Here is a 26,851-nt window from a genome sequence, read left to right as displayed (position 1 = left end):
CTTGCGGATGAGAAAGCCTTCCATCGCCGCATCCGCGGATGCTACGGTCGCTCCTCGGGTGGGACGCCCCAGCTTTCCTGTGCACGGCTAGCCTGAGGGCATGGCCTTTCCTCCGCTGGTCGAGCCCGTCGCGGAGCTCGACGACGACGAGCGCATCCGCACGGCGCGGCACCGCGTGCTGGCAGGCTTCGGCGAGATCGCTCAGCGCCGCCTCGCCGCCGCCCATGTGGCCGTCGTCGGCGCAGGCGGACTCGGGTCGCCCGTCGTCCTCGCGCTCGCAGCCGCCGGAGTCGGCACCCTGACCGTCATCGACGACGACGGGGTCGAGGCATCCAATCTCCAGCGTCAGGTCATGCACCGAGTCGGCGACGTGGGCCGGCCCAAGGTCGACTCGGCCGTGCGCATCGCGGCCGATCTCTCGCCCACGACCGTCGTGCTTCCGGTCTCCGCACACCTCACGCGCGACAACGCCGCCCGGCTGCTGGAAGGCGCGCACGTCGTCATCGACGGCACCGACACGTTCCAGACGCGGGATGCCGTCGCCGCCGCCTGCGAGCGGCTCGGCGTGCCGCTCGTGTGGGGCGTCGTGCAGGAGTTCCACGCTCAGGCCACCGTGTTCTGGACGGCGCCGCCCGCGGGCGTGGCCGCCGTACGGCTGAGCGACCTGTATCCGCCCGAGACGGTCGGCGAGGTGCCGACGTGCTCCCAGGTCGGCGTGCTCGGGTCGCTGTGCCTGCAGACCGGGTCGTTGCTCGCCACCGAGGCGATCAAGCTCATCGCGGGCGTCGGCGACCCCCTGCTCGGTCGCGTGATGGTGATCGACGCGCTGCGGGGCCGCACCGACGAGATCCCCCTGCGACCGGCCGGAGCGAGCGCGGCAGCGCCGGCCACAACCGAGCCCGCGGCCGCCGCTCCGATCCCCCACGTGAGCCTCGACGCCGCGGTCGCCGCACACGAGGCGGGCGCGGTGCTGCTCGACGTGCGGGAGCCGTCGGAGACGGCGCTGGGCGTGCTGCCCGGCGTCGTCGAGCGGCCGCTCGGCGACGTGCTCGCCGACCCTGCATCCGTGGGCGCCGGACCCGTCGTGGTCGTGTGCAAGGTGGGCGTGCGAGCCGAGCGCGCCGCGCGGGCGCTCCGCGACGCGGGGATCGAGGCATCCGTCCTCAGCGGAGGCATGGATGCCTGGCCCGAGGCCGTCGTCGTGCGGGAGCACGCGTGACCGGGAACGCCGACGACGCGCTCATCGACATCGAGGAGCACCTGGCGACGGTGCTCGAGACGACGCCGGCCGTCGACACGGCCGACGTGCCGCTTGCCGCCGCGCTCGGACGGACGCTGTGCGAGGACGTACGGGCCGCCGTCGACATCCCGGTGTTCGACAACTCGGCGATGGACGGGTTCGCCGTGCGCTTCGACGACGTCGCCGGTGCGTACCCGAAGTCTCCCGCACGCCTCCGCGTCGTGGCCGACCTCCCCGCCGGCACGGCCCTCGACCCCGCGCTCGCTCCCGGCGAAGCCGCGCGGATCATGACGGGAGCGCCGGTGCCCTCCGATGCCACCGCCATCGTGCCCTTCGAAGACACGGCGGGCGGCCTGGCCGACTCGCTGGGCGACATCACGGTCCTGGCCGCGCCCGCCCGAGCCGGAGCCCACATCCGCCGTCGCGGCGAAGACGCCGTGGTCGGCGATGTCGTGCTGCCGGCGGGCATCCTCGTCGGCGCGCTGCAGGTGGCTGCCGCGGCCGCGGCGGGCGTCGAACGGCTCACCGTCGCGCGAATGCCGCGCGTCGCGATCGTCTCCACCGGGTCGGAGCTCGTCGCGCCCGGGGCGCCGCTCGAGCGCGGCCAGATCCCCGAGTCGAACAGCGAGCTGCTGGCCGGGCTCGCCGCCGGCGCGGGCGCCGAGGTCGTGCTGCGCGCGAGCGTGTCCGACGAAGGCGACGGCCCACGCGAGGCGATCACCGCCGCGGAGGCCCTCGGCGCCGACCTGGTCGTGTTCACCGGCGGCGTCAGCGCCGGCGCGTACGAGCCCGTCAAGAACACCCTGAGCGACCGCATGGCCTTCCGCAGGGTGCGCATGCAGCCCGGCAAGCCTCAGGGCTTCGGGCGCACCCCGTCGGGGACGCTGCTGTTCGGCCTCCCCGGCAACCCGGTGAGCGCCGCCGTGTCGTTCGAAGTGTTCGTGCGCCCGGCACTCCTGCGCATGCAGGGTCGCCGCGACCTGCGGAGACCGGTCCTGCGGCTTCCCGCCGCGACCGCGTGGCGCACGCCGCCCGGCCGGGCGCAGTACCTTCCCGTCACGATCGACCGCAGCGACCCGGGCTCGTGGCGCGCGGTGCCCGCCACGAGCGGCGGCTCGCACCTCGCGGGCGGTCTCGGCCGGGCCGAGGCCTACGCCGTGGTGCCCGCCGAGGTCGGCCGGGTCGACGCCGGGGACCCCGTCGATGTCATGCTGATCACATGAGCTTCACTCATCTCGACGACGCCGGCCGCGCGCGCATGGTCGATGTCACCCAGAAGCAGCCGACCGTGCGATCGGCGACCGCCCGCGGGTTCGTGCGCTGCTCGATCGAGGTCGTCTCAGCACTGCGCGACGGCACCGTGCCGAAGGGCGACGTCCTCGCCGTCGCGCGCATCGCGGGCATCCAGGCGGCCAAGCGCACCCCGGAGCTCCTCCCCCTCGCGCACGTCATCGGCGTGCACGGGGCGGCCGTCGACCTCCGCATCGTCGACGACGGCGTCGAGATCGAGGCGACCGTCCGCACCGCCGACCGCACCGGCGTCGAGATGGAGGCGCTCACTGCGGTGTCCGTCGCCGGCCTCGCGATCGTCGACATGGTGAAGGGCATCGACAAGGGCACCGCGATCCACGATGTGCGCATCGTCGCCAAGACCGGCGGCAAGAGCGGCGCCTGGCATCGTCCGGGCGAGGCCTGACGTGAGCACGGGCTCGCTGGGCGCGATCCTGCTCGCGGGCGGCCGGGGATCGCGCGTCGGTGGCGCGGTGAAGCCGCTCTTCGACGTGGGCGGCACCACCCTGATCGGCGCCGCCGTGGCCGCTGTCGCCGATGCCGGGGCCGAGCCCGTCTCGGTCGTCGGACCGGTGCTCGATCCCGGGCTCCGCGTCCGCTGGATCCGCGAGAGCCCGCCGTTCGGCGGACCGGCGGCGGGCGTGGTCGCGGCTCTCGCGTCGTGGGACCCGTCGTCCGACCCGGAGTGGACCCTCCTGCTCGCGTGCGACCTTCCGGCGGTCGGAGCAGCGGTGCGCCGGCTCGTCACGGATCTGCCGCTGGTGCCCTCCGGGAGCGACGGGATGTGCTTGGCGGATGCCTCGAGCCGGCCGCAGTGGCTGATCGGTGTCTACCGCACCCGGGCTCTGCGGGCGGCGGCATCCGCCCTCCCCGACGCGGGCCGGGACGCACCGGTCCGCGCCCTCTTGGACGAGCTGTCCATCGTCGTCGTCGCCGCGCCCGACGACCTGACCCGCGACGTCGACACATGGCAGGATCTGGAGGAGGCCCGGGCACGGGCCGCCCAGGCCGAGGAGACATCATGACCGAGCAGTCCCGCACCCTTCCGCCCGAAGCCCTCGACGCGTGGGCCGCCACCCTGCGCCAGCAGTTCGGGCTCGCCGAAGCCGACGTGCCCGTCTCCGCGGTGCTCGACCTCACGCGCGACGTCGCGAACGGCGTCGCACGGCCGGCCGCCCCGCTCGGCGCGTTCGTCGCCGGGCTGGTCGCCGGCCGCGCAGGTGACGATCCCGCCCAGGTGCGTGAGGCTCTCGACGCCGTGGCTGCGCTCGCGGCGGTGTGGGAGGAGCAGTAGTGCCGCTCGTCCGCTATTTCGCCGCGGCCCAGGAGGCCGCCGGCCGCGACGCCGAGCGCCGGATCGAGGCGACCCTCGGCGACCTGAGACGCGCCGTTGCCGCCGACCATCCCGGGCTCGGCACGATCCTGCCGCGCTGCGCCGTGCTCGTCGGCGGCTCGCGCGTCGATGACGCGACGACGCTCGGCCACGACGACCTGGTCGACGTGCTGCCGCCCTTCGCGGGCGGCTGACGCGCCCCCGGCCGGCTGACCCCCCGCCCGCTGAACGACGGGGTCACGACGATGGGTCAGCCGCCGAGGCCGAGCCAGGTGGCGGTGCCATCCGCCTCGACCTGGCGCTTCCAGACCGGCAGCCCCGTCTTGATCGTCTCGATGAGCGCGCGACAGACCTCGAAGGCCTCGGCGCGATGCGGGGCGGCGACCGCGATCACCACGGCGGCGTCGCCCACCGCGAGCGTGCCGATGCGGTGCGACACCGCGACGAGCGCGTCACCCGTGCCGATCGCCTCCTCGGCGAGGCGCTGCAGCGCGGTCGCGGCATCGGGGTGCGCGGAGTACTCGAGGGCGACGACCGAGGTCGCGGCATCCGGATCATGGTCGCGCACGCGACCGACGAAAGTCGTGAGCGCGCCCATCGCGGGGTCGCCGACGGCGTCGAGATGCGCCGCCAGGTCGAGGGGCTCCGGGCTGATCACGGCGAGCCGCACAGCCGACATCAGTGGTCGCTCCCGCCGAGCTGGTCGAGCACATGCCGCGCGACGGACAGCACCACGGGTATCCCCGACACGACTCCCTTCGGCGAGCCGGGCAGATTCACGATGAGCGCCCCGTGCGGATCGGCGACGCCGGCGACCCCGCGTGACAGCATGCCGGCGGGCATCTCGGCGGCACCGCGGCGACGGAGCTCCTCGACGATGCCGGGGACCTCGCGCGTCACCACGCGGCGCGTGCCCTCGGGGGTTTCGTCGCGCGGGCCCACGCCCGTTCCGCCGGAGGTCACGATGAGCTTCGCTCCCGCCAGGATCTCGGCCACCAGCGCGCGCTCGACGCTGTCGGCGCCGTCGGGCACGACGACCGCGTCCGCGCAATCGAACCCGGCCTCGCGCAGAGCGGCGACGGCGACCGGACCGCTCGCGTCGCCCCGCTCGCCCGAGGACGACCGGTCGGAGACGGTGATGACGGCGGCTCGGCTCATTGCTCCAGCCTAGAGAGCGTCAGCGGTCGCGGTGCTCGAGACGGACGACCACCGACTTCGAGGTCGGCGTGCCGCTGACGTCGGCGACGGAGTCCAGTGGCACCAGCACGTTCGTCTCGGGATAGTAGGCGGCGGCGTTGCCCCGCGGTGTCCGGTACGGCACGATGCGGAACCGCTCCGCGCGCCGCTCCTCGATCCGGCCGTCGGTGCCGGTCCACTCCGACACGAGGTCGACGATCTCGTCCGGCGCGAAGCCGAGCGCCATGATGTCCTTCGCGTTGACGAGCACGACCCGCCGCCCGCCGTGGATGCCCCGGTAGCGGTCGTCTTTGCCGTAGATCGTGGTGTTGTACTGGTCGTGCGAGCGCAGCGTCTGTAGCAGCAGGCGCCCGCGCGGGATGCGCGGGTACTCCAGCGGGTTCACCGTGAAGCGGGCCTTGCCGTCAGCCGTGGCGAACCGTCGGGCGTCGCGCGGACCGTTCGGCAGGTGCAGCGTGCGCCCCTTGTCGATGCGCGCCTCGTAGTCGTCGAAGCCCGGGACGACCCGCTCGATGTGCGTGCGGATCAGCGCGTAATCGGCCTCGAGTGCCGTCCAGTCGGCGCGGGGGACGTTGAGCGGATGCCGCAGCTCCGCCATCTCTTCCCCGTTGCCCCACCCCGCGTTGCCCGGAACAGGTGTTCCGGCGTAGGCAGGACGATCGACGCCGGATGGGGCCTGTGCTCGCCGGACCACCTGTTCTGGGCCCGCGCCGGACTCCTCGGCAGGGTCGGAGCCGCCGGCCTCCTCCTCCGGGGTGCGCTCGACCTGCCCGCGATCGACGTCCTGCTGCGGCGTCCCGCCTCGCGGGATCGACAGCGGAAGGCGAGGGGATGCCGCGGCATCCGCGTCCCCGAAGAGGAGTCCGCATAGCCGCGCGACGATCGCGACCTCGCTGAGCAGCTCCTGCGAAGGCGGAGCGAGCCGTCCGCGCGACGCGTGCACGGCGCCCATCGAATCCTCGACCGTGACCCGCTGCTCGCGCCCGCCGCGCTGATCGCGATCGGTGCGGCCGAGCGTCGGCAGGATGATCGCGCGCCGCCCGGTGACGACGTGCGACCGGTTCAGCTTGGTCGAGACCTGCACGGTGAGGTCGACTCGGGCCATCGCCGCCTCGACGACCGCGGTGTCGGGCGTGGCCGAGACGAAGTTGCCGCCCATGCCCATGAAGAACCGCACCCCGCCGTCACGCATCGCGCGGATCGCTCCGACGGTGTCGAAGCCGTGCTCCCGCGGTGCGGCGAAGCCGAACTCGGCGTCGAGGGCGTCGAGGAACGCAGCGGACGGCTTCTCGTAGATGCCGACCGTACGGTCGCCCTGCACGTTGGAGTGGCCGCGCACCGGGCAGACGCCGGCTCCCGGGCGCCCGATGTTGCCCTGCAGCAGGAGCACGTTGACGATGTCGCGCAGCGTCGGCACCGAGTGCTTGTGCTGCGTGAGGCCCATCGCCCAGCACACGATCGTCGCCTTCGAGGTGCGCACCGCCTCGCCGACGCGGCGCAGCGTCTTCTCGGGCAGGCCCGTGGCTTCGACGAGCTCGCGCCACGAGGCATCCGCTCTCGCCTGTCGATACGCCTCGAAGCCGCTCGTGTGCTCCGCGATGAAGTCGTGGTCGAGCACGCCGCCGTCACGCTCCTCGGCCTCGAGCAGATGCTTGCCGATGGCCTGGAAGAGCGCCTGGTCGCCGCCGAGGCGGATCTGCGCGAACTGATCGGCGAGCTTCGTTCCGCGGAAGGCGACGCCCTTCACGGTCTGCGGGTTCTCGAACCGCATGAGACCCGCCTCGGGCAGCGGGTTCACCGCGATGATGGTGGCTCCGCGCGCCTTGGCCTTCTCGAGCGCCGACAGCATGCGCGGGTGGTTGGTGCCGGGGTTCTGCCCTGCGACGATCAGCAGGTCGGCCTCGTGGATGTCCTCGATCGACACCGTGCCCTTGCCGATGCCGATGGTCTCTGTGAGTGCCGAGCCCGACGACTCGTGGCACATGTTCGAGCAGTCGGGCAGGTTGTTCGTGCCGATCCCTCGTACGAGCAGCTGGTACAGGAAGGCCGCCTCGTTCGAGGTGCGCCCCGAGGTGTAGAACACCGTCTCGTCGGGGTCGGCCACCTGGGCGATGGCTCCGGCGATCTCGCGCAGCGCGTCATCCCACGAGATCGGCCGGTAGTGCGTCGCTCCCTCGTCGAGGATCATCGGGTGCGTCAGCCGCCCCTGCTGCCCCAGCCACCAGTCGTCGTGCGCGCGCAGCTCGTCGATCGAGTGGGCGGCGAAGAATTCGGGATCCACGCGGCGCAGCGTCGCCTCCTCGGCGACCGCCTTCGCTCCGTTCTCGCAGAACTCGGCGATGTGGCGCTTGTCCTCCTCGGGCCAGGCGCAGCCGGGGCAGTCGAAACCGTCCTTCTGGTTCACCCGCAGCAGGGTCTGCACCGAACGGGTGACGCCCATCTGCTCGTTCGCGATCTGCAGCGCGTGCAGCACCGCGGGCACGCCGACGGCCACGCGCTTGGTCTGCGTGACGCGCACGCGGGACTCGTCGATGTCGGCTTTCGGAGGCTTCGTCGCCATACGTCCAGGCTAGGCCCCTCGGCGCCGCGCCGGGTCAGGCGCGGTTTCTTCGAGCGGCGTTTGGCGCGGTCGGCGCGGTTTCCTCCCCTCAGCTCCCTCGCGCTGTCGATTCCTCATATCGCTCCCTCGCGCTGTCGATTCCTGCCATCGCTCCCTCGCGCTGTCGATTCCTGCACGCGCTCTAGTAATCGACGGGCGCACTTGCAGGAAACGACAGCGCGATCGAGAGCGTCGTCGGCGGATCAGGGGCGCATGCAGGAAACGACAGCGCGATCGAGAGCGTCGGCGGTGAGCGTCATGGCGACTTCGGGCGCGCATGCAGGAAACGACAGCGCGACCGAGGTCGCGGTAGAGCATCGCGGCGCCGGGCTCGCGCGAGAGCGCGCCGGGCTCGCGCCGGGGGCGCCGCGCCGGTCAGCGGCGCCCGGTGCCGAACATCCCCCGGATGACGCCCCCGAGGATGGTCTGCGTTGCCTTGGAACCCAGCACCTGCTCGATCGCCGACTTCTCGGTGCTGCGCTTCGTGCGGCTCGTCCCCTGCGTCTTCTTGAGCAGCCGCTCGTACTCCTGCTGCGCCTTCTTGTCAGCCGCCGCCTGCGCCTTGTCGATCGCCGCCTTCTGCTTGGCGTACTCGGCGTCGGCCTTGGCCTTCGCCAGCGCGGCCTCCTCCGCCGCGGCGGCGTCGTCGGCGGCCTTCATCTTCGCGGTGAGGATCTCGCGGGCCGACTCGCGGTCGATCGCGGTGCCGTACTTCGCCAGGAGCGGGGATGCCTTCACCGCGGCCTCGATCTGCGGGTCGGGCGTCGGCGACATGAGCCCCTGCGGAGCGCGCAGCCGGGTCCACGCCACGGGGGTGGGCGCGCCCTTCTCGCTCATCACAGTGACGATCGCCTCGCCGGTGCCGAGCTCCTGCAGCACGCGCTCGAGGTCGTACCCCGACTTCGGGTACGTGCCGACGGTCGCGCGCAGCGCCTTGGCGTCGTCGGGCGTGAACGCGCGGAGGGCGTGCTGCACGCGCGACCCGAGCTGCGCGAGCACGTCGGACGGCACGTCTTTCGGCGTCTGGGTCACGAAGAAGACACCGACGCCCTTCGAGCGGATGAGCCGCACGGTCTGCACGATCGCGGCGAGGAAGTCCTTCGAGGCATCCTTGAACAGCAGGTGCGCCTCGTCGAAGAAGAACACGAGCTTGGGCTTGTCGAGGTCGCCGACCTCGGGCAGCAGCTCGAACAGCTCGGCGAGCAGGTACATCAGGAACGTCGAGAACAGCGCGGGCTTGTCGATCACCCCGGGCACCTCGAGCAGGCTGATGATGCCGCGACCGTCGGCTGCGACCCGGAGGAAGTCGGTGACTTCGAACTCGGGCTCGCCGAAGAAGACGTCGGCACCCTGGTCGGCGAAGGTGATCAGCTCACGCAGGATCACGCCCGCGGTCGCGGCGGAGAGGCCGCCGAGGTTCTTGAGCTCCGCCTTGCCCTCGTCGCCCGTGAGATAGGTGAGCACTGCCCGGAGGTCGGACAGGTCGACGAGCGCGAGGCCCTGCTGGTCGGCATAGTGGAACACGAGTCCGAGGCTCGACTCCTGCGTCTCGTTGAGGCCCAGCACCTTGCTCAGCAGCAGCGGCCCGAAGCCCGACACCGTGGCGCGCACGGGGACGCCCTTGCCGATCCCGCCCAGGGCGAAGTACTCGGTGACGGATGCCTCGGCCTTCCAGTCCTGGCCGATGGCACGCGTGCGCGCCAGGAGCTTCTCGTTGCCGTCGCCCGGCGTCGCGACACCCGACAGGTCGCCCTTGATGTCGGCGGCGAACACCGGCACCCCCTTGGCGGCGAGCTGCTCGGCCAGGCCCTGCAGAGTGCGGGTCTTGCCCGTGCCGGTCGCGCCGGCGACGAGCCCGTGGCGGTTCATCATGCCGAGCGGAATGCGCACCTGCGCCTCGGGCACGGCATCGCCGTTCACGAGAGCGCCGACGTCGAGCGTCTCGGACTCGAACGTGTAGCCTGCGACGATCTTCGACACGTCGTCGGCCGACAGCGGACCGTCGGACGGGGCGGATGCGGCGGGGGTGGTCGCTACCTCGGGAGCGGGTGCGTCGGTCGTGGTGGGTCCGGGGGCGGGTGCCGCAGCCCCGGCGGCAGGCGCCGGCTGGGGCTCGGGCTCGGACCCCGTGGGCGGCTCGGGCGCCAGCTCGGGCTCGGGCTCGGGCTCGGGCTCGGGAGCCGCGGGCGCCTCTGCCGTCGCAACGCGCGCATTGCCGACCGCGGCTCGGGCCTTGGCCGCCTCCGCCTCGGCGGCCGCAAGGGCCGCTTTGGCCTGGGCTGCCTTGAGCTGCGCCTCGGCCGCTTCAGCTTCGGCCCGCAATCGTGCCAACTCCGCCTCGGCGGCGGCTGCGGCGGGATCGGGCGTCTCGGGCGCTGGGCCCACGCGCCCGGAGGCTCCGGGCGACGCGCCAGCGGCGGCGGGATCGGGCGTCTCGGGCGCAATCATGCGCTCAGCCTAGCGACGCCCTCTCCCCGGTCGGCGGCGATGTGCTCGCGGGCCATCGGGACGGCGAAGGCGGCGGCGACGACGAGGGCGGCTCCGGCTCCGATCAGCACGCCGCCGACGGTGTCGCTGAGCCAGTGCGCGTGCAGATAGGTGCGGCTGAACGCCATGAGCAGCACCCAGCACGCGCCCACGATCATCACCCAGACCCGCGGGAAGATCACGGCCGCCGCGACCGCGATGGTTGCGGCGTTCGCCACATGCCCCGACGGGTATGAGCCGTAGTCCGACACTACGATGATGTCCTCAGGGCGCACGCGTCCGAAGAGGTGCTTGAGCACCTGAACGCCCCCGGCCGACACCGCCTCCGCCGCGAGGAAGTAGGCCGCGGCCCACGGCCGACGCAGCAGGATCAGCCCGATCGCCCCGCCGATGGGGACGACGAGCACCCCGAACCATCCGCCGCCCACCCAGTTCATGACTCGCGAGAATCCCGTGAGGAACGCGGACGAGAGTTCCGCCGTCGTGGTGTTCCACCACACATCCACAGCGAAGGGCGGTTCCCCGTGGGTGAGGATCCACCACCCGAGCCCGCACGCGAGCGTGATGAGGACGAGCCCTGCGACGAGGTAGGCCATCGCCGGGCGGACACCTTCGGTTCGCCGGTCGGTCATCGCCCCATTGTGCCCGGCGGAATCCGCGGCCCGCATTGCATTGCGGCCGGGCGCCGCCCCTGCTAGTCCCGGACGGTGGATGATGGCGGCATGCCCCGCGTCGTCGACACCGTCCGCGCGCTCATCGCGCCCCTCACGCGTACGCGCGTGTTCCGGAGATTCCTCGGTCCGGTGCTGCTCCCACCGATCGAGCGCGTCGTCTCGTGGGCCTCGCGCGGGCGCGTGCAGGTGAGCGCGCTCCTGGTTCCGTCGCTCGTGCTCCACACGATCGGCGCGAAGTCGGGCGAGCCGCGCGATGCTCCGCTGATGTACTGCCCCGACGGTCGAGGACGGGCGATCGTCGCCGGCACGAACTTCGCCGGCGAGCGGCATCCCGCATGGACGTCCAACCTGCTCGCTCATCCCGACGCGGCGATCACGGTCCGTGGCCGGCGCATGCCGGTGCGGGCGAGCCTCGTGCCCGACGACGAACGCGACGCCGTGTGGGCGCGCATCGAGGCGCAGTGGCCGGGCTACCGCAACTACGAGCGCGAGTCCGGCCGCACGGTGCGCCTGTTCCGCCTGCAGCCGGTACGAGCTGACGGCCTCGCCTGAATCAGGGCGCGAGGCGCTCCACCGTGCGCGGGCGCACGATCAGCCACAACGACAGCACGCCGATGACGGCGCAGCCGACCATGACCGAGGCCATCGTGGTGGCGGTGATGCCCGAACCGGCCGAGATCCACCCGACGATGGGGGTGATGATGCCCGCAACACCGAAGTTCGTCGCGCCGATGATCGACTGCGCGGTGCCGGCCGCCTTGCCGTGGCGGTCGAGGGCGAGCACCTGCACGCACGGGAATGTGAACCCGCACGCGGTCATGAAGAAGAAGAGCGGCACGACGGTGCCCCAGAGGCCGAGGCCGAGCTGGTCGGTGACGATGATGGCGGATGCCGCGACCACGAGCACGGCGGTCGACCACGCCATCACCCACTGCGGGCCGAAGCGGGCCGCGAGGCGCGCCGCGACCTGCACGCCCAGCACGACACCGAGCGAGTTCGCGGCGAAGAGCAGACCGTATTGCTGGGCGTTGAACGCGTACGTCTGCTGGAACAGGAACGACGAGGCCGACAGGTACGAGAACAGGCCGCTGAACGTCATGCCGCCGATGATCAGCACCCCGATGAACACGCGGTCCGAGAAGACGCTCCGGTAGCGCTGCCACACCGTCGTCGCTCCCCGCTCGTGTCGACGCGCCGGGGGCAGGGTCTCGGGGATGAAGACCGCGGCGGCGATCAGCATGATGCTGCCGTACACGCCGAGCACCACGAAGATCCCCCGCCACGGCATGACCACGAGCAGCGCCGAACCGACGAGGGGGGCGAGCACGGGCGCGACGCCCGAGACGAGGGCCAGACGCGAGAGCATCACGACCAGACGGCGGCCGCCGAAGAGGTCGCGCACGACGGCGGCGGCGATGACACCGCCGGCCGCGGCACCGGCGCCCATGAAGACGCGCGCCACCGAGAGCAGCTCGAGGTTCGGGGCGAGGGCGGCACCGACGCTCGCTGCGACATGCAGCGCGGTCACGACGAGGAGCGGCACCCGCCGGCCGACCTTGTCGCTGAGCGGGCCGACGACGAGCTGGCCGAGCGCGAACCCGACCATGGTGCCGGTGAGCGTGAGCTGGATCGCCGCGGCCGTCGTCTGGAACTCGGACTCGAGCACCGGGAAGGCCGGCAGATAGAGGTCGATCGTGAACGGTCCGAGGGCCGTCAGAGCACCGAGCAGCACGATGTACAGGACGCGCTTGCGGTGCGGGATCGAGTCGCCGGGGTGCAGGACGATCGGCGCAGTCGCCGGGTTGGCGCCGAGCGTGCGGATGGCGCCGGTGGGCGAGACGGCGGGCACGCGCGGAGCGGCGTCGGCGGACTGCTGGGTGGGGATGGAGGCGGTGTCGAGCACGGTCACACTTCGTTTCGGCGGCGATGCGGGAGGCGTCGACGCCGATGGAACGGCTCAGGCGCGCAGAGAGGGAGGAGGGAATCGCGAAGATATCGAATCGATTCGAGACCCCATGATAGCGGATGCTCCGCCCCGGCCCGCAACCGGGGCGTGAGGCGTCGGCTCGCCCTCGGCGTCATCTCGGCGCTCTGTGGGCGCCCTCTCAGCAGTCAGCACATGCGCTCGCATAGGATTGCGGTGTCCTGTTTCTTGCCCGCGGCGCTTCTCGCGCGCCACGCCGGGTGCCCGAGCCGAGATCACGCACATGACCCCGACACCCCCGAGCCCCTCCGACAAGCGCAGCAGCGGCAATCCTGCCAAGCAGGCCGAGATCAACCTCACCGTGAAGCAGCAGCGCGAGCAGAAGCGGCAGGAGAAGCTCGCCGAGTACCAGAAGCAGCTCGCCAAGCGCCGTCGCAGCAAGCTCGTGTGGTGGGTCGTCGGCACCACCGCCGCGGTGGTGATCATCGGCCTGATCGTGGCCTCCATCGTCTTCGCCCCGGCGCCGCCCAAGGCGTACACCCCGGGCGGCGAAGGCGTCGAGATCGAGGGCGTCGAGACGTACGAGAACGCCACTCAGCACGTGGAGGGCACGGTCGACTACGAGCAGACCCCGCCGGCCGGTGGCCCGCACAACGCCGTCTGGCTGAACTGCGGCCTCTACGATCAGCCCGTTCCCAACGAGAACGCGGTCCACTCGCTCGAGCACGGTGCCGTCTGGGTAACCTACAACCCCGACGACATCGCGGGCGACGACCTGGCGACGCTGGAATCGCACCTGCCGTCGACCTACGTCATCCTATCGCCGTACGAGGGCCTCGACGCGCCGATCGCCGTGACGAACTGGAACCACCAGCTCAAGGTCGACTCGGCCGATGACGAGCGCATCGAGCAGTTCTTCGAGGAGTACTGGCGCAGCGCCGACGTGCCCGAGCCGGGCGCCTCGTGCTCCGGCGCGCTCGACGCACCCGGCCAGCGCTGAGTCCGATGATGAGCGACGTATCAGCCCCCGGCGCCGCGCCCTCGCGGCCCTGGTGGGCGATCGCGCTCGTCCTGCTCGCCGTCGCCGCCCTCGCGTTCGCGATCGGCCGCTTCTCGACGTTCGGGGCACAGAGCCCGAGCACCGCGCCTGGGCAGACTTCGCCTGACGCGGGCTTCGCGCGCGACATGCAGGTTCATCACGGTCAGGCCATCGAGATGGCCATGGAGGTCTACCGCAAGACAGAGGATGCCGAACTGCGGGTGCTCGCGTACGACATCGCCACCGGGCAGGCCGCGCAGCGCGGCGAGATGTTCGATTGGCTCGTGAAGTGGGGGCTCCCCCAGTCGGGCGAGCCGATGATGAGCTGGATGAGCGGCTCCGAGGCCGGCCACGGCCACGGCGGCACCGCAGACGAGCCGATGACCGACGACGAGGCGCACGCCGCGATGGGCATGGCGTCGGCCGACGAGCTGACCGCCCTCCAGGACGCCACCGGCCAGGAGGCCGACTGCCTGTTCCTCGACCTGATGATCCGGCATCACGAGGGCGCGATCCCCATGACCGAGGCCCTTCTCGAACTCGGCAGCGACCCGCGTGCCCTGCAGGTCGCCCAGGCCATGAAGGACGGCCAGACCGCCGAGATCGACGCCATGCAGTCGATGCAGGCGCGGCTCGGCTGCGGCTGACGCCCCCTCTCACGACGAAGCGGCGTCCGTGCCCCCCGGTACGGACGCCGCTTCGGCCATCTCAGCCCTTCGTCGCTCCAGCCAGCAGGCCCCTCACGAAGAACCGCTGCAGCGCGAAGAACACGACGAGCGGGAACAGGATCGTCAGGAAGGTTCCTGCAGCCTGCAGGAACCACTGGTTGCCCCACGTGCCCGACAGCGACGCGAGCGACTGCGTCATGGGCAACGACGAGGATGGCGCGAAGATCGTCGCCACGAGCAGGTCGTTCCACACCCAGATGAACTGCAGCACCGCGTACGACGCCAGCGCGGGCGTAGCCAGCGGGAGGATGATGCGGAAGAAGATCTGCCCGTGCCCGGCACCGTCGACCCGAGCCGCCTCGATCACCTCGTGCGGGATCTCCGCGATGAAGTTGTGCAGCAGGAACACGGCGAGCGGAATCGCGAAGATCACGTGCGCGATCCAGATCGTGGCGAAGCTGCGATCGACGTCGCTCATATCGAGCCCCGGGAAGATCGTCACATCGTTGATGGTGAGACCGCGCGAGAACAGGCTCAGCAACGGCACCAGGGCCATCTGCAATGGGACGATCTGCAACGCGAACACCGCGACGAACAGGAAGCCCTTGCCCTTGAAGTCGATCCAGGCGAACGCGTAGGCGAGCATCGACGACACGGTCATCGCGAAGAACGCCACCGGGATCGTGATCGCCAGCGAGTTGACGAAGGACTGCGCGAGCGTGAGCGTGGTGCCGCCCGCGGTCAGCGCCGCCTCGTAGTTCGACAGCGTGAACGCCGGGTCGACGAACACCGTCCACCAGCCGGTCGACTGCACATCGGCAGGCGGCCGGAACGAGGTGACCAGCAGTCCGAGGGTCGGGATCGTCCAGAAGAACGCGATAACGATCGCGGCGATCGTCGCACCCTTCGACGACAGTCGCTTCTGCGCGAGCTTCTCGTGCTTGCGCGTCTCGCGCGCCACTTCGCGAGCCGTCCGCGCGTCGGGGTTCGGCTCGATGACCTCCACTCCGACAGTCATCGGATCTCCCTCTGCTTCCGGATCTGGATCACGTTGAACACGATCAACGGGACCACGAAGATGAACAGCACGACGGCGAGAGCCGCGGAATGGCCGTAGCTCTGGAACCGCTGCTGCTGATTGACCATCTCGAACGCGAGGACCGTGGAGTCGTTGCGTCCGCCGGTCATGACCGCGACGATGTCGTAGATCTTCAGCGCCCCGATGGCGATGGTCGTCACGACGACGACGATCGACGAGCGGATGCCGGGAACCGTGACGTTGCGGAAGCGCTGCCACGCGCTCGCGCCGTCGAGTGCGGCGGCCTCGATCTGCTCGGTCGGCACCGCCTTCACTGCTGCCGACAGGATCACCATCGCCAAGCCGGTCTGACTCCAGATGAAGACCACGAGCAGCAGGAGCGTGTTCACCAGCGGCGTGATCGACAGCCATGCGACGGGCTCGAACCCGAACGCCGTCACGATCGCGTTGAGCAGGCCGAGCTGGTTGCCCTGCTGGTAGTCGTACATGAAGCCCCAGATGATGCCCGCGCCCACGAACGAGATCGCGAAGGGCATGAAGATCAGCACCTTCAGCACCTTCTCTCCCCGCGCGCGGTCGATGAACACCGCGTAGGCGAGCCCGATGATCGTGGCGAAGGTCGGTGCGACGATCACCCAGATGATCGAGTTGATCACCGACCAGAAGCCCTGAGGGTTCGTGAACACCCAGACGTAGTTCTCCATGCCGACGAACTCCGCGCCGGTCTTGTCGAAGAACGACTGGACGAAGGTCGCCACCGCCGGATAGAGGAGGCCCACGACCAGCAGCGTGAGTGCCGGGGTAGCGAACAGGATCAGCTGGTAGAGGTGACCGGCGCCCTCCCGCGCCCGGTAGTCCGCCCAGAACAGCAGTGCGCCGAGGAGCACCGCGATCCCGATGACGTAGATCACCGCGTTCTGGTACGGCCGCAGCAGCATGAAGGCCACCACGGGAATCGCGAAGCAGGTCACGAGGCGCAGCCAGAAGTAGAACTTCCCCGGACGGGGCGCGTACTCGATCAGCAGCAGGATGATCCCGACCACTGCGAAGAAGACCACCAGGACGATGGGGATCTGCAGGATCGGGTTGAGGTCGCCCAGCCAGCGCATGAAGCTGTTGAACGAGAAGCCCAGCGACGTGGGCCGGGCGTCCTCCACCGGCGGTCGCGTGACCATGAGGAGGACCAGCGCCGCGATGAGGATGAACCCGATCGTGACGACGATGACGGTGAGGCGGCGTCGGCGGGCGATGCCGGCCTCCTTCGCATCAGAGTGAGCGGTGCCGGTCAGGGGCGGTTCAGTCGCCTCCGACACCTTCGTTGTATCGGTCATGGATGCCTTCCGAGCGCTTCACCGAACTGGGATGGAACCGTGGCCGGGACACCGCTCGTCCTGGCCGGAGGGACGATGGGGCCGCTCGCGGCCGCGAGCGGCCCCATTGTCCTCGGAGCCGGCGATCAGTCGTCGTAGCCGGCCTGGATGTCGCTCAGCACCGTCTCGGTGTCCTTGCCATCGACCCAGTCGACCATGCCGCGCCAGAACGATCCCGCACCGACGGTCGCCGGCATGAGGTCGGAGGCGTCGAAGCGCACCGTCGTGTTCGGGTCCTGCAGCAGGGTCATCGCCTCGGTGAGGAACTCGCTCGACGCGAGGCTCGGGTCGGCGTTCAGGTTGGCCGAGATGTTGCCGCCCAGCTCGACGCGGGTGTCGGCCCACTCCGGTGTCGACATGTACTCGAGCACGGCCTGCGTTGCCGCGTCGTCGGAGAACGCCGTGACGAACTCGCCGCCGACCTCGATCGTGGCGGCACCCTCGTCATAGCCCGGGAGGACGAATGCGTAGACATCGCCATCGGGAGCCACGTCCGGCGTCGCACCTTCGGCCGTCTGCACGTCGAGGAAGTTCGCCGACAGGAACGAGGCCTGGTGCGTCATCGGGCACGAGCCGTCGGCGACCTTCGCCGCGACGTCCGCGAAGGCGACGTCGTTGATGCTCGCCACGTTGCCGAATCCGGCGTTCACCCACTCGGGGTTGAGGAGGATCTCGCCGACGGCGTCGAATGCCTCCCGGATCTGCGGGTCGGTGAACTCGACCTCGTTCGCGACCCACTGGTCGTAGACCTCCGGTCCCGACTGACGCAGGACGAGGTCCTCGATCCAGTCGGTGCCAGGCCAACCGGACGCGGCCTCCGAGAAGAAGCCGGCGCACCACGACGGTCCGCCCGTCGCCTCGGCGATCGTGCCCGAGATCTCGATCAGCTCGTCCCATGTCGTCGGCACCTCGACGCCCCACTCCTCGAACTTCGCGGGCGAGTACCACACGTAGCCCTTGATGTTCGCGAGCATCGGCGCGGCGTAGAACACGTCGTCGACGGTGCCGTAGGCCTTCCAGTCGGGCGACCAGTTCTCGTCGACGTTCGCCTCGACCGCCTCCGGCGCCTCCTTGACCTCCCCGGTGCCGACGAGCGTGCGCAGCAGACCCGGCTGGGGGACGATCGCGATGTCGGGGGCGTCGCCGCCCTGCACCTTCGTGACGATGTTGCCCTCGAACGCCTTGTCACCCGAGTACTCGACGATGACCCCCGTCTCCTCGGTGAACTGGTCGAAGGACTTCTGCATGTTCTCGGCTTCGATACCGGTGATGCCGCCGGCGATCGTGACCGTCTCGCCTTCGATGTTGCCGTCGTCACCCTCGTCGCCGCCGCCTTCGGCGCATCCGGCAAGGGCGAGGGTCGCGACGGCTGTGACTCCGAGTGCGGCCAGCAGATGGCGCCGCCTCGGCGTTCGCATTGCAGTCATGTGTGCCTCCTCATTGAGTTCTGCGGAACCGCGGTCACGCATTCCGCACGAACGTCGGGAACCGATTCCATGCTCACGCTAGGGGATGCGGGATGGGCCGCACAATCATCGTTGGTCACAAGTCGATAACCCGGGATCGACGGTGGCGGATTGCGCGTGCGCACGGCACAATGTGCACGGAACCGGTTCCACAAACCTCGCCGATGCAGGTGGAGCCGCCTGACTGCCGAGGAGGGCCGATGGCGGGCATCGCCGACGTCGCTCGCGCCGCAGGCGTGTCGAAGTCGACCGCGAGCCGCGCGCTGACCGGCGCCGGGTATGTCTCGGACGAGACTCGAGCGCGGGTGCAGGCAGCGGCGACGGCGCTCGGCTACGTGCCGACGACCAGCGCCGTGAGCCTCGTCACCGGGCGCACCCAGACGATCGGCGTCGTCATGCCCACCCTCGACCGGTGGTTCTTCGCGCATGTGCTGGAAGGGATCCAGGACGCGCTCCTCGAGCGTCGGTACGACCTCGCCCTCTACGGCGCACCGCCCGAGTCGGAGGCACGGCGCGAGATGTTCGAGCACTTCCTCGCGCGCAAGCGGTTCGACGGCCTCATCGCGGTGGGCATCGAGCCGAGCGCCCACGAGCTCGAGCGTCTCGTGGCCTTCGGCAAGCCGGTCGTGAGCGTCGGCGGCTACGACGTGGGCACGAACGCCGTGTCGATCGATGACCACGCCGCGGGCCGCATTGCAACCGAGCACCTCATCGGCCTCGGGCACCGTTCCATCACGTTCATCGGCGGTGATCCCGACGGCCGGCGCACGAGCTTCGGCGACCGGCAGCGACTCGACGGATACTTCGGAGCGATGCGGGCCGCGGGGCTCGAGGCATCCGCTCGTCACTCCCATTCCGAGGCGACCATGCCCGGCGGCTACAGCGCGGCGGCCGACCTGCTGGGCGACCGCCGCACCCGTCCGACCGGACTGGTCGGGGTGTGCGACGAGGTGGCGGTCGGCGCGATCATCGCCGCACGAAGGCTCGGCATCCGCGTCCCCGACACGCTGAGCGTGGTGGGAATCGACGACCACTCGTACGCCGACATGTTCTCCCTCACGACGATCCAGCAGAAGCCGCACCAGCAGGGTCGCGCGGCGGTTCAGCTGCTCATGTGGCAGCTCGACGACCCCGAGGCGCCGACGCATCGCATCTACGAGTCGTCGCCCCTCATCGTGCGCAGCTCGACCGCGGCCATCGATGATGAGGCCTCGGCCATCGTCGGCGTCCGCACCTGACCGCCCGAGCTGTGTCGACCCGCGCAGCGCACGTCCGCGCTGCGTCGGCCCGCGGTGCGCATGGGCATGACGAAGGCCCCGGGTGCGAGCACCCGGGGCCTTCGTGGAAGAGCGAGATTACTTGAGGGTAACCGTCGCGCCGGCCTCTTCGAGAGCGGCCTTCGCCTTGTCGGCGGTCTCCTTGTTGGCGCCCTCGAGGACAGCCTTGGGAGCACCGTCGACGACGGCCTTCGCCTCACCGAGGCCGAGCGAGGTGAGCTCGCGGACGACCTTGATGACCTGGATCTTCTTGTCGCCAGCGGCCTCGAGGACGACGTCGAACGAGTCCTTCTCCTCCTCGGCGGCAGCGTCGCCGGCACCGCCGGCGGGGGCGCCCGCAGCGGCAACCGCGACCGGGGCGGCGGCGGTGACGTCGAAGGTCTCCTCGAACGCCTTGACGAACTCGCTGAGCTCGATGAGCGTGAGCTCCTTGAACGCGTCGAGCAGCTCCTCAGTGCTGAGCTTTGCCATGATGATTCTCCTTGATTGGGGTTTTGCTTAGCCGGGGCCGGTTCAGGCCGCGGACTCCTGCTTCTCGCGCAGTGCGTCGACCGTGCGAACGGCCTTCGACGGCAGTGCGTTGAAGACGTAGGCTGCCTTCGTCATCGTCGCCTTCATCGCGCCGGCGAGCTTCGCCAGCAGGACTTCACGGCTCTCGAGGTCGGCGAGCTTGGTGACCTCATCCGCGGTCAGGGGCTTTCCGTCGAAGAAGCCGCCCTTGATCACGAGAAGAGGGTGTGCCTTGGCGAAGGCACGGAGACCCTTCGCGACGGAGACCGGGTCACCGTGCACGAACGCGATGGCCGACGGACCCTTGAGGTCGTCGTCCATCGAGGTGATCCCCGCGTTGTTCGCGGCGATCTTGGTCAGCGTGTTCTTCACCACGGCGTATTCCGCGTCCTGACGAATGCTGTTGCGCAGCTCCTTGAGCTGGGCAACCGTCAGACCGCGGTACTCGGTCAGCAGAACGGCGGTCGAGTCCTCGAAGTGCTTCGTGAGCTCGGCGACCGATGCTTCCTTCTGCGCCATGGCCACTCCTTGTGTGTACGTGACGCTCCGCGATGGCGGGACGTCGGCCTCGACATCCGCTCATCTGCTCTCGTCACGGCAAAGAGAAAAGCTCCGGCGCAAGCGCACGGAGCTTCAGAAGTTCGTGTCACCTGCGCGGGCCCCTGCGATGCAGTGCTTCGATCTTCGTTCGCTTGCGCGCACGTCGATGACCGGCGGTCTTCGGTTGACACCCAGTGTACGTGAGCCCTCCGCACCTGCCAAATCGAGCCCGGGTCAGCCCGTGATGAACTCGCGGTACCGGTCGAGCGCCGCGCCGACGTCGGCGCGGCCGGCCATGCCGGGAGTGAAGAGCTCGGGGATCGGAGCGTCGGCATGACGGCCGACGGCGATCGAGTGGGTCCAGACGCCGACCACCTCCCCCTGCGCGACGATGATCGGACGCACGATGCCGTTCATGCTGGGGCCGATGGCCGCGAGGAACTCGGGGGCGCACGGCACGGTGCGGTCGACGTACGACAGGTAGTACTCCTCGAACGGCGGCAGGGCGAGTACGGCGGGGGCCGCCGGACTGCGCCGCGGCGCCGGGCCGGCGGCGACGTACTGCGGCTCGGGCTGGTCGTCGACGACGACGAGACGATCGGATGCGGCATCCGCCGCGCTCCGCGAAACCCCGAGCGGCAGCCCCGTCCACCACGCGAAGTCGCGCGCGCCGGCGGGACCGTGCGATGAGATGTAGCGGAAGAACAGCTCGGCAAGGGGATCGGCGGGGGACGCGGCATCCGTCACCCACTCCTCGGTCAGCACGAGGAACTGCTCGCGCGTCGGCCCGACCGGACGAGGCACGACCGGGCCCTGGCAGACCGCCGCTCGCAGCGACAGCGCGACGAGCAGGTGGTAGCCGCGCTGGCGGGCGGTGCTCACTCCCCCGGTCTCGAGCACGTCGAAGAGCTCTTTGCGGGTGAGACGGTTGCCGCCGCGGAGCGCCGCACGCGCGAGACGCTCGGCCTTGCCGAGCTCATCGTCGTCGATCGACTCGGCGCGTCGCACGGCCGCAGCCTGGCGCCCCTGGCGCTCGCCGGTGATCGAGAGCACCCACGCGAGGTCGCGGGCGGGGATCAGGTGGATCGTGCCGCGCTGCGTCCACGACCGCACGATCTCGCCGCGGTCGAACGCCGCGTCGACGTCGTGCACGGTCGTGCGGCCGCGCGTGCGCGCCGCGATCGCCCACCGGCCACCCCAGAACTCCTGCGCCTGCGTGGCGAGCATGTGGGTCGCGGCCTCGAGGACGGTCGCCGCCGGGGCGCTCAGCCGATGCGACCGCAGCCGCTCGTGACGCACGGATGCCGCATCCATGCCCCCATCATGGCGTGCACCGCGGACGCGAGGCGTCAGGCGTAGGGGTTGGCGGTGAGGGTGTACTTCGTCTGGAGGTACTCGTGGATGCCCTCCGCGCCGCCCTCGCGGCCCAGGCCCGACATCTTCCAGCCGCCGAACGGCGCGGCGGCGTTCGATACGACGCCCACGTTGAGGCCCATCATGCCGGTCTCGAGCTTGTCGATCATGCGCTGTCCGCGCGAGAGGCTCTCGGTGAAGACGTACGAGACGAGGCCGTACTCGGTGTCGTTGGCGATGCGCACGGCGTCGTCTTCGGTGTCGAACGGGATGATCGCGAGCACCGGCCCGAAGATCTCCTCGCGGAGGATCTCGCTGCCCGGCTGCACGTCGGTGACGACGGTCGGCTCGTAGAACGTGCCCGCACCCTCGACCTCGCTGCCGCCGGTGCGCACCTGAGCGCCGCGCTGGACGGCGTCGGCCACGAGCGAGGCGGCCTTGTCGACGGCGTCCTGGTTGATGAGGGGTCCGATCGCCACGCCGTCCTCGGTGCCGCGCCCGATCTTCATCCCCTGCACGCGCTCGGTGACCCGGCGGGCGAACTCGTCGGCCACGCTGCGCTGCACGATGAAGCGGTTGGCCGCCGTGCACGCCTGGCCGATGTTGCGGAACTTCGCGAGCATCGCCCCGTCCACAGCCTTGTCGAGGTCGGCGTCGTCGAACACGACGAACGGGGCGTTGCCGCCGAGCTCCATCGACGTGCGCAGCACGCCCTGCGCCGACTGCTCGATCAGGCGCTGGCCGACCGACGTCGAGCCGGTGAACGACAGCTTGCGCAGGCGCGGGTCGCGGATGATCGGCTCGGACACCTTGCCCGACGTCGAGGTCGTGAACACGTTCACGACGCCCTTCGGCAGCCCGGCGTCTTCGAGCAGCTTCGCGAATGCCAGCGTCGTGAGCGGCGTCAGCTCGGCGGGCTTGATGACCACGGTGCAGCCGGCCGCCAGCGCCGGCGCGATCTTGCGGGTCGCCATCGCGAGCGGGAAGTTCCACGGCGTGATCAGGAAGCACGGCCCGACCGGGTGCTGAGAGACGATCATGCGACCGGTGCCCTCGGGGTTCGCGCCGTAGCGGCCCTGCACCCGGGCGGTCTCCTCGCTGAACCAGCGCAGGAACTCGCCGCCATAGGCGACCTCGCCGCGCGCCTCGGCCAGCGGCTTGCCCATCTCGATCGTCATCAGCAGCGCGAAGTCCTCCTTGCGCTCCTGCAGCAGGTCGAACGCGCGCCGCAGGATCTCCGCCCGCTCCCGCGCGGGGGTCGAGGCCCACGCCGGGAACGCGTCGACGGCGGCGTCGAGAGCGGCCTTGCCGTCTTCTGGCGACGCGTCGGCGATCACCTTCACGACCTCGCCCGTGGCCGGGTCGTACACCTTGAGCGTCTTGCCGCCCTGGGCGCCACGCCACTCGCCCCCGATGAACAGGCCGTCCGGAACGGACGCCAGCAGTTCGGTCTCACGGTTGTCGGTCACGGGGACTCCCCTTGTCGATGACGGTTCGGGATGCCGCGGCCCCGCGGCATCCGATCAGTTCATGGTCTTGCGGGCCATTCTGCCCGCAGCCGCCGGAGCGGCCGATATACGTGATGTACACCACGAGGGCTCGCATCGCCCACGCGGACAGGGTCAGCGGGCGGCGGCGACCGCGCGCTGATCGAGAAGCGCCTGCGAGAAGAACTCGGCGAGCTCTTCGGTGGCGGTCAGCGGCAGCACTGCGGCGACGTACTGGTCGGGACGCACCACGATCACGACGCCGTCACGCGACAGCCCGCGCTCTTCGAAGATGTCGGTGCGCGTCCACGCGTTCGGCTGCGCGGCGTACACCTTCTCCCAGTCGGTGAGGGCGAGCGGCCCGACCTTCGGCAGGAAGAGACCGGGCGCGCGCGTGATCTCGACGTCCTCGTAGCTCTGCTGGTACACGACCTTCACGTCGAACAGGGCGTCGATGTCGGTCCCGGCGGGCGTGTGCCGGGCGATCGGGCCCTCGGGCGAGGCCACGAACGCGGCCCAGTCGGTCAGGGCGGACGGCTCGCCGGCCGTCGGCGCGTCGGCGAAAGCGTAGATGCGCCAGCGACCGTCGGCCGTGGCGTGGTGGCCGAGGTGCACGGCGTTGCCGTCGCACACCCGCACCACCTCGGATGACTTGAATCGCTTGCCGACCGGGAAGCCCGACGCGAGCTCCTGGTGCTCGGCGCCGCCCACGATGGGCGACGCCCCGTACTGGGTCATGAAGCCCGAGGGGAACTCGGCGGTGCCGAGGTAGAAGGTCGCGAGCTCCTGCGGATCGGAGATCTCCTCGGGCTTGCGCGCCATGAGGCTCGACCACTGGCGGTCGAAGTCGATGAGCTGCTGCGCGACGGGCTGACGCTCGGCCGAGTACGTCGACAGCAGCGACGCGGAGCTGAGGCCCGTGAGCACGTGCCCGAGCTTCCAGCCGAGATTGAAGCCGTCCTGCATCGAGACGTTCATGCCCTGGCCGGCCTTCGCACTGTGCGTGTGGCACGCATCCCCCGTGAGGAACACGCGCGGGTCGTGGCCCTGGTCGACGTCGACGTCGTCGAACTTGTCGGTGACCCGGTGGCCGACCTCGTAGACGCTGGACCAGGCGACCTCCTTCACGTCGAGCGTGTAGGGGTGGAGGATCTCGTTCGCCTTGCGGATGATCTCCTCGATCGGCGTCTGGCGCACCTGGTGGTTGTCGTCGGCGGCGACCTCGCCGAGGTCGACGTAGACGCGGCTGAGGTAGCCGCCTTCGCGCGGGATGTGCAGGATGTTGCCGGCCGCCGAGTTGATCGCGCACTTGGTGCGCCAGTCGGGGAAGTCGGTGTTGACGAGCACGTCCATCACGCCCCAGGCATGGGCGGCGAAGTTGCCGACGTGCTTGCGGCCGATAGCCTCGCGCACGCCGCTGCGCGCGCCGTCGCAGCCGACGACGTACTTCGCACGCACGGTGCGCTCCTCGCCGGCGCGCTCCCCCGCCGCGTAGCGCACGCGGACCTCGACGGGGTACTCGCCGTCGCCGTGCACGGTGAGGCCGAGGAACTCGATGCCGTAGTCGGGCGCGATGCGGGCGGGCCCGTAGGCGGCGGCCTCGGCGAAGTAGTCGAGGACGCGCGCCTGGTTGACGATCAGGTGTGGGAACTCGCTGATCTTGAGCCCGTAGTCCTCGGTGCGCGTGGTGCGGATGATGTTGCGCGGGTTCTCCGGGTCGGGGTTCCAGAAGTTCATGTAGCCGATGTTGTAGGCCTCGGCGATGATGCGCTCGGCGAAGCCGAAGGCCTGGAAGGTCTCGACGCTCCGCGGCTGGATGCCGTCGGCCTGACCCAGGGGCAGGCGGCCGTCGCGCCGTTCGATGAGACGCGTGGTCACGCTCGGGAACTGCGACATCTGCGCCGCCAGCAGCATGCCCGCAGGACCGGAGCCGACGATCAGCACGTCCATCTCGTCAGGGAGCTCGGCCGGGCGATCGATGCCCGTGCCCGCGGCGTTCTGCACGCGGGGCTCTCCGGAGACGTATCCGTGGTGGTGGAACTGCATCGTCCTGGTCCTTCCTGACGACTTCGTCGGGGTTGTGCTCGCATCCGGTGCGTTCTATATTCGAACACAAAGTTCTACTATTGAACAGATCGTATACGAAGCGGATGCCGCGCGACAACCCCCTGTGCGGAGAGGACCCCGATGACCACGACGACCACAGCGCCCGCGTCGCAGACGCTGAGCCGCGGCATCCGGGTGCTCGAAGTCCTCGCCGATGCCCGCGAGCCGCTCTCGATCGACGATCTCGCACGCCGGCTCGACCTGCATCGTTCCGTGGTCTACCGGCTGCTGCGCACACTCGAGGACCACGGACTCATCACCCGCGACACGGCCGGGCGCGTGCAGCTCGGCGCGCGGCTCGCCGCCCTTGCCGCGGGGGTCGCCCATGACCTGCATGCCGAGGCGCTGCCGGAGCTGACGGCGATCGCGAACGAGCTCGGCATGACGTGCTTCCTCGCGGTCCTCGATCGCGACGAGTGCATCACGCTGGCGAGCGTCGAACCGCGGCACGCGGTGGCCGCGGTGGCACAGCGCCCGGGAGCTCGCCACTCCATCACCGTCGGAGCGCCGAGCAAGGCGATCCTGTCAACCCTCGATCCGGCCGAGTGGCCGACCGCCGTCGACGATCGCCTGCGCGCCGAGATCGCCGAGACCGCACTGCGCGGCTACGCGACCAGCCACGACGAGGTCATCCCGACCGTGCAGTCGGTGTCGGTGCCGCTCCGCCTGCGCGGCAGCCAGCGTCCTGCGGCGATCGCGGCGGTCTACGTCGCCAGCCCCGTCGAGCCCGAGGTTATCGCGCAGCGACTGCATCGCTCCGCGAGCGCGATCCGCGAGGCGCTCGGCGCCTGACGACCCGGGTCATCGCCGTGGGGCGCATCCGGCTCGCCGCGGGCGCTTCCGGCGCCGCGGGGGTTCCGGCGCCACGGGCGCTTCCGGCTCGCCGCGGGCGCTTCCGGCGCCGCACGGACTCAGGCGAACTGCTGCCCGACGAACGCGATGTCGTACACCGCGACACGCTGCGGCACTCCGGCGAACGCCTCGGCGCGGGCATCCGATGCCATGTACTCCTGCTCGAGGGCGACGAACGCCTCCTCGTCGCCTTCGGCGCTGACAGCCCAGACGAACTCGTTCGACGCGGGCAGGCCGTACGCGAACTCGATCCGGAACCCGGCGGCCGGACGCACGCGCGGCATGCAGCCCTCCCACCACGCGACGAAGGCGTCGTACTCTCCGTCGACGAGCGTGTACCGGCGCAGCTGGATGGTCCTCATGGCCTCCATCATGCCCGGCGCGGAGTCCTATACTCGAA

Annotated in this window: 26 protein-coding genes; 11 read left to right on the top strand and 15 right to left on the bottom strand. The window is 70.5% G+C overall.

What is annotated here, in order from left to right; genetic code table 11:
* The first annotated feature begins 100 nt into the window (after positions 1 to 100).
* From MK786_RS04195 to MK786_RS04170, 6 genes are read left to right on the top strand one after another with little or no spacing between them, the layout of a single operon-like run.
* Positions 101 to 1,219 carry a HesA/MoeB/ThiF family protein gene (locus tag MK786_RS04195; RefSeq protein ID WP_241110988.1) on the top strand — a complete coding sequence of 373 codons (1,119 nt, stop codon included), beginning with the start codon at positions 101 to 103 and terminating at the stop codon, positions 1,217 to 1,219.
* Positions 1,216 to 2,463, top strand: a complete 1,248-nt coding sequence (gene glp / locus MK786_RS04190; protein ID WP_374200419.1) for a gephyrin-like molybdotransferase Glp — start codon at positions 1,216 to 1,218, stop codon at positions 2,461 to 2,463. The genes MK786_RS04195 and glp overlap by 4 nt, the downstream gene beginning before the upstream one ends.
* A complete protein-coding gene (gene moaC / locus MK786_RS04185; RefSeq protein WP_241110987.1) occupies positions 2,460 to 2,936 on the top strand; it encodes a cyclic pyranopterin monophosphate synthase MoaC in 477 nt (158 codons plus the stop codon). The genes glp and moaC overlap by 4 nt, the downstream gene beginning before the upstream one ends.
* A gap of 1 nt (position 2,937) precedes the next feature.
* Positions 2,938 to 3,555 (top strand): molybdenum cofactor guanylyltransferase, encoded by a 618-nt coding sequence (locus MK786_RS04180; RefSeq protein WP_241110986.1) that lies wholly within the window; start codon positions 2,938 to 2,940, stop codon positions 3,553 to 3,555.
* Positions 3,552 to 3,824: a DUF6457 domain-containing protein gene (locus MK786_RS04175; RefSeq protein ID WP_241110985.1), complete on the top strand. Its 273-nt coding sequence runs from the start codon at positions 3,552 to 3,554 to the stop codon at positions 3,822 to 3,824. The genes MK786_RS04180 and MK786_RS04175 overlap by 4 nt, the downstream gene beginning before the upstream one ends.
* Positions 3,824 to 4,057, top strand: coding sequence for a MoaD/ThiS family protein (locus tag MK786_RS04170; protein ID WP_241110984.1), 234 nt, complete (start codon positions 3,824 to 3,826; stop codon positions 4,055 to 4,057). The genes MK786_RS04175 and MK786_RS04170 overlap by 1 nt, the downstream gene beginning before the upstream one ends.
* 56 nt (positions 4,058 to 4,113) lie before the next feature.
* Here the strand turns inward: MK786_RS04170 and MK786_RS04165 are convergent, their stop codons facing one another.
* The 5 genes from MK786_RS04165 to MK786_RS04145 form a co-directional block, all read right to left on the bottom strand.
* A complete protein-coding gene (locus MK786_RS04165) occupies positions 4,114 to 4,542 on the bottom strand; it encodes a molybdenum cofactor biosynthesis protein MoaE (protein WP_241110983.1) in 429 nt (142 codons plus the stop codon).
* Positions 4,542 to 5,021 (bottom strand): molybdenum cofactor biosynthesis protein B, encoded by a 480-nt coding sequence (locus MK786_RS04160; protein WP_241110982.1) that lies wholly within the window; start codon positions 5,019 to 5,021, stop codon positions 4,542 to 4,544. The genes MK786_RS04165 and MK786_RS04160 overlap by 1 nt, the downstream gene beginning before the upstream one ends.
* A gap of 19 nt (positions 5,022 to 5,040) precedes the next feature.
* Complete coding sequence (locus MK786_RS04155) at positions 5,041 to 7,620, bottom strand: FdhF/YdeP family oxidoreductase (RefSeq protein WP_241110981.1); 2,580 nt, start codon at positions 7,618 to 7,620, stop codon at positions 5,041 to 5,043.
* Between the two features lie 414 nt (positions 7,621 to 8,034).
* The gene (locus MK786_RS04150) at positions 8,035 to 10,107 is read right to left on the bottom strand and encodes a helicase HerA-like domain-containing protein (RefSeq protein WP_241110980.1); all 2,073 of its coding nucleotides are present in this window, start codon (positions 10,105 to 10,107) and stop codon (positions 8,035 to 8,037) included.
* Entirely contained in the window at positions 10,104 to 10,778 is a 675-nt protein-coding gene (locus MK786_RS04145) for a phosphatase PAP2 family protein (RefSeq protein ID WP_241110979.1), read from the bottom strand. Before MK786_RS04145 ends, MK786_RS04150 begins: the two co-directional genes overlap by 4 nt.
* A 90-nt stretch (positions 10,779 to 10,868) precedes the next feature.
* Between MK786_RS04145 and MK786_RS04140 the strand changes: the two genes are divergently transcribed.
* A complete protein-coding gene (locus tag MK786_RS04140) occupies positions 10,869 to 11,372 on the top strand; it encodes a nitroreductase family deazaflavin-dependent oxidoreductase (RefSeq protein ID WP_241110978.1) in 504 nt (167 codons plus the stop codon).
* A gap of 1 nt (position 11,373) precedes the next feature.
* On the opposite strand, the gene MK786_RS04135 is transcribed toward MK786_RS04140, so the two are convergent.
* A complete protein-coding gene (locus MK786_RS04135) occupies positions 11,374 to 12,723 on the bottom strand; it encodes a multidrug effflux MFS transporter (protein ID WP_241111334.1) in 1,350 nt (449 codons plus the stop codon).
* A gap of 304 nt (positions 12,724 to 13,027) precedes the next feature.
* Between MK786_RS04135 and MK786_RS04130 the strand changes: the two genes are divergently transcribed.
* On the top strand, positions 13,028 to 13,744 hold the full coding sequence (locus tag MK786_RS04130) for a DUF3105 domain-containing protein (RefSeq protein WP_241110977.1): 717 nt from the start codon (positions 13,028 to 13,030) through the stop codon (positions 13,742 to 13,744).
* 8 nt (positions 13,745 to 13,752) lie between these two features.
* Positions 13,753 to 14,430, top strand: coding sequence for a DUF305 domain-containing protein (locus MK786_RS04125; RefSeq protein ID WP_241110976.1), 678 nt, complete (start codon positions 13,753 to 13,755; stop codon positions 14,428 to 14,430).
* Positions 14,431 to 14,491: 61 nt separating this feature from the next.
* On the opposite strand, the gene MK786_RS04120 is transcribed toward MK786_RS04125, so the two are convergent.
* The 3 genes from MK786_RS04120 to MK786_RS04110 form a co-directional block, all read right to left on the bottom strand.
* Positions 14,492 to 15,469 carry a carbohydrate ABC transporter permease gene (locus MK786_RS04120; RefSeq protein ID WP_241110975.1) on the bottom strand — a complete coding sequence of 326 codons (978 nt, stop codon included), beginning with the start codon at positions 15,467 to 15,469 and terminating at the stop codon, positions 14,492 to 14,494.
* Entirely contained in the window at positions 15,466 to 16,821 is a 1,356-nt protein-coding gene (locus MK786_RS04115; protein ID WP_241110974.1) for a carbohydrate ABC transporter permease, read from the bottom strand. The genes MK786_RS04120 and MK786_RS04115 overlap by 4 nt, the downstream gene beginning before the upstream one ends.
* Before the next feature lie 125 nt (positions 16,822 to 16,946).
* Positions 16,947 to 18,278, bottom strand: a complete 1,332-nt coding sequence (locus tag MK786_RS04110; protein ID WP_241111333.1) for an ABC transporter substrate-binding protein — start codon at positions 18,276 to 18,278, stop codon at positions 16,947 to 16,949.
* Positions 18,279 to 18,526: 248 nt separating this feature from the next.
* Between MK786_RS04110 and MK786_RS04105 the strand changes: the two genes are divergently transcribed.
* On the top strand, positions 18,527 to 19,564 hold the full coding sequence (locus tag MK786_RS04105; protein WP_241110973.1) for a LacI family DNA-binding transcriptional regulator: 1,038 nt from the start codon (positions 18,527 to 18,529) through the stop codon (positions 19,562 to 19,564).
* A 117-nt stretch (positions 19,565 to 19,681) separates the two neighbouring features.
* Here MK786_RS04105 and rplL read toward each other — a convergent pair whose 3' ends face one another.
* From rplL to MK786_RS04080, 5 genes are all read right to left on the bottom strand, one after another.
* A complete protein-coding gene (rplL, locus tag MK786_RS04100) occupies positions 19,682 to 20,074 on the bottom strand; it encodes a 50S ribosomal protein L7/L12 (protein ID WP_183533632.1) in 393 nt (130 codons plus the stop codon).
* 42 nt (positions 20,075 to 20,116) lie between these two features.
* Complete coding sequence (rplJ, locus tag MK786_RS04095; RefSeq protein WP_241110972.1) at positions 20,117 to 20,632, bottom strand: 50S ribosomal protein L10; 516 nt, start codon at positions 20,630 to 20,632, stop codon at positions 20,117 to 20,119.
* A 255-nt stretch (positions 20,633 to 20,887) separates the two neighbouring features.
* Positions 20,888 to 21,967 carry a winged helix DNA-binding domain-containing protein gene (locus tag MK786_RS04090; protein ID WP_241110971.1) on the bottom strand — a complete coding sequence of 360 codons (1,080 nt, stop codon included), beginning with the start codon at positions 21,965 to 21,967 and terminating at the stop codon, positions 20,888 to 20,890.
* Between the two features lie 35 nt (positions 21,968 to 22,002).
* Positions 22,003 to 23,475, bottom strand: a complete 1,473-nt coding sequence (locus MK786_RS04085; RefSeq protein WP_241110970.1) for an NAD-dependent succinate-semialdehyde dehydrogenase — start codon at positions 23,473 to 23,475, stop codon at positions 22,003 to 22,005.
* Positions 23,476 to 23,628: 153 nt separating this feature from the next.
* Complete coding sequence (locus tag MK786_RS04080) at positions 23,629 to 25,539, bottom strand: FAD-binding monooxygenase (RefSeq protein ID WP_241110969.1); 1,911 nt, start codon at positions 25,537 to 25,539, stop codon at positions 23,629 to 23,631.
* A 141-nt stretch (positions 25,540 to 25,680) separates the two neighbouring features.
* Here MK786_RS04080 and MK786_RS04075 point away from each other — a divergent pair, with 141 nt between their 5' ends.
* Complete coding sequence (locus tag MK786_RS04075) at positions 25,681 to 26,391, top strand: IclR family transcriptional regulator (protein ID WP_241110968.1); 711 nt, start codon at positions 25,681 to 25,683, stop codon at positions 26,389 to 26,391.
* Positions 26,392 to 26,510: 119 nt separating this feature from the next.
* Here MK786_RS04075 and MK786_RS04070 read toward each other — a convergent pair whose 3' ends face one another.
* A complete protein-coding gene (locus MK786_RS04070; protein ID WP_241110967.1) occupies positions 26,511 to 26,813 on the bottom strand; it encodes a hypothetical protein in 303 nt (100 codons plus the stop codon).
* Positions 26,814 to 26,851 lie beyond the last annotated feature (38 nt).

It is taken from the genome of Microbacterium sp. CFH 31415 (assembly GCF_022538185.1).
Lineage (GTDB): Bacteria > Actinomycetota > Actinomycetes > Actinomycetales > Microbacteriaceae > Microbacterium.
Note: the sequence above shows the minus strand (reverse complement) of the source record. Positions and strands in the feature narration are given on the sequence as shown.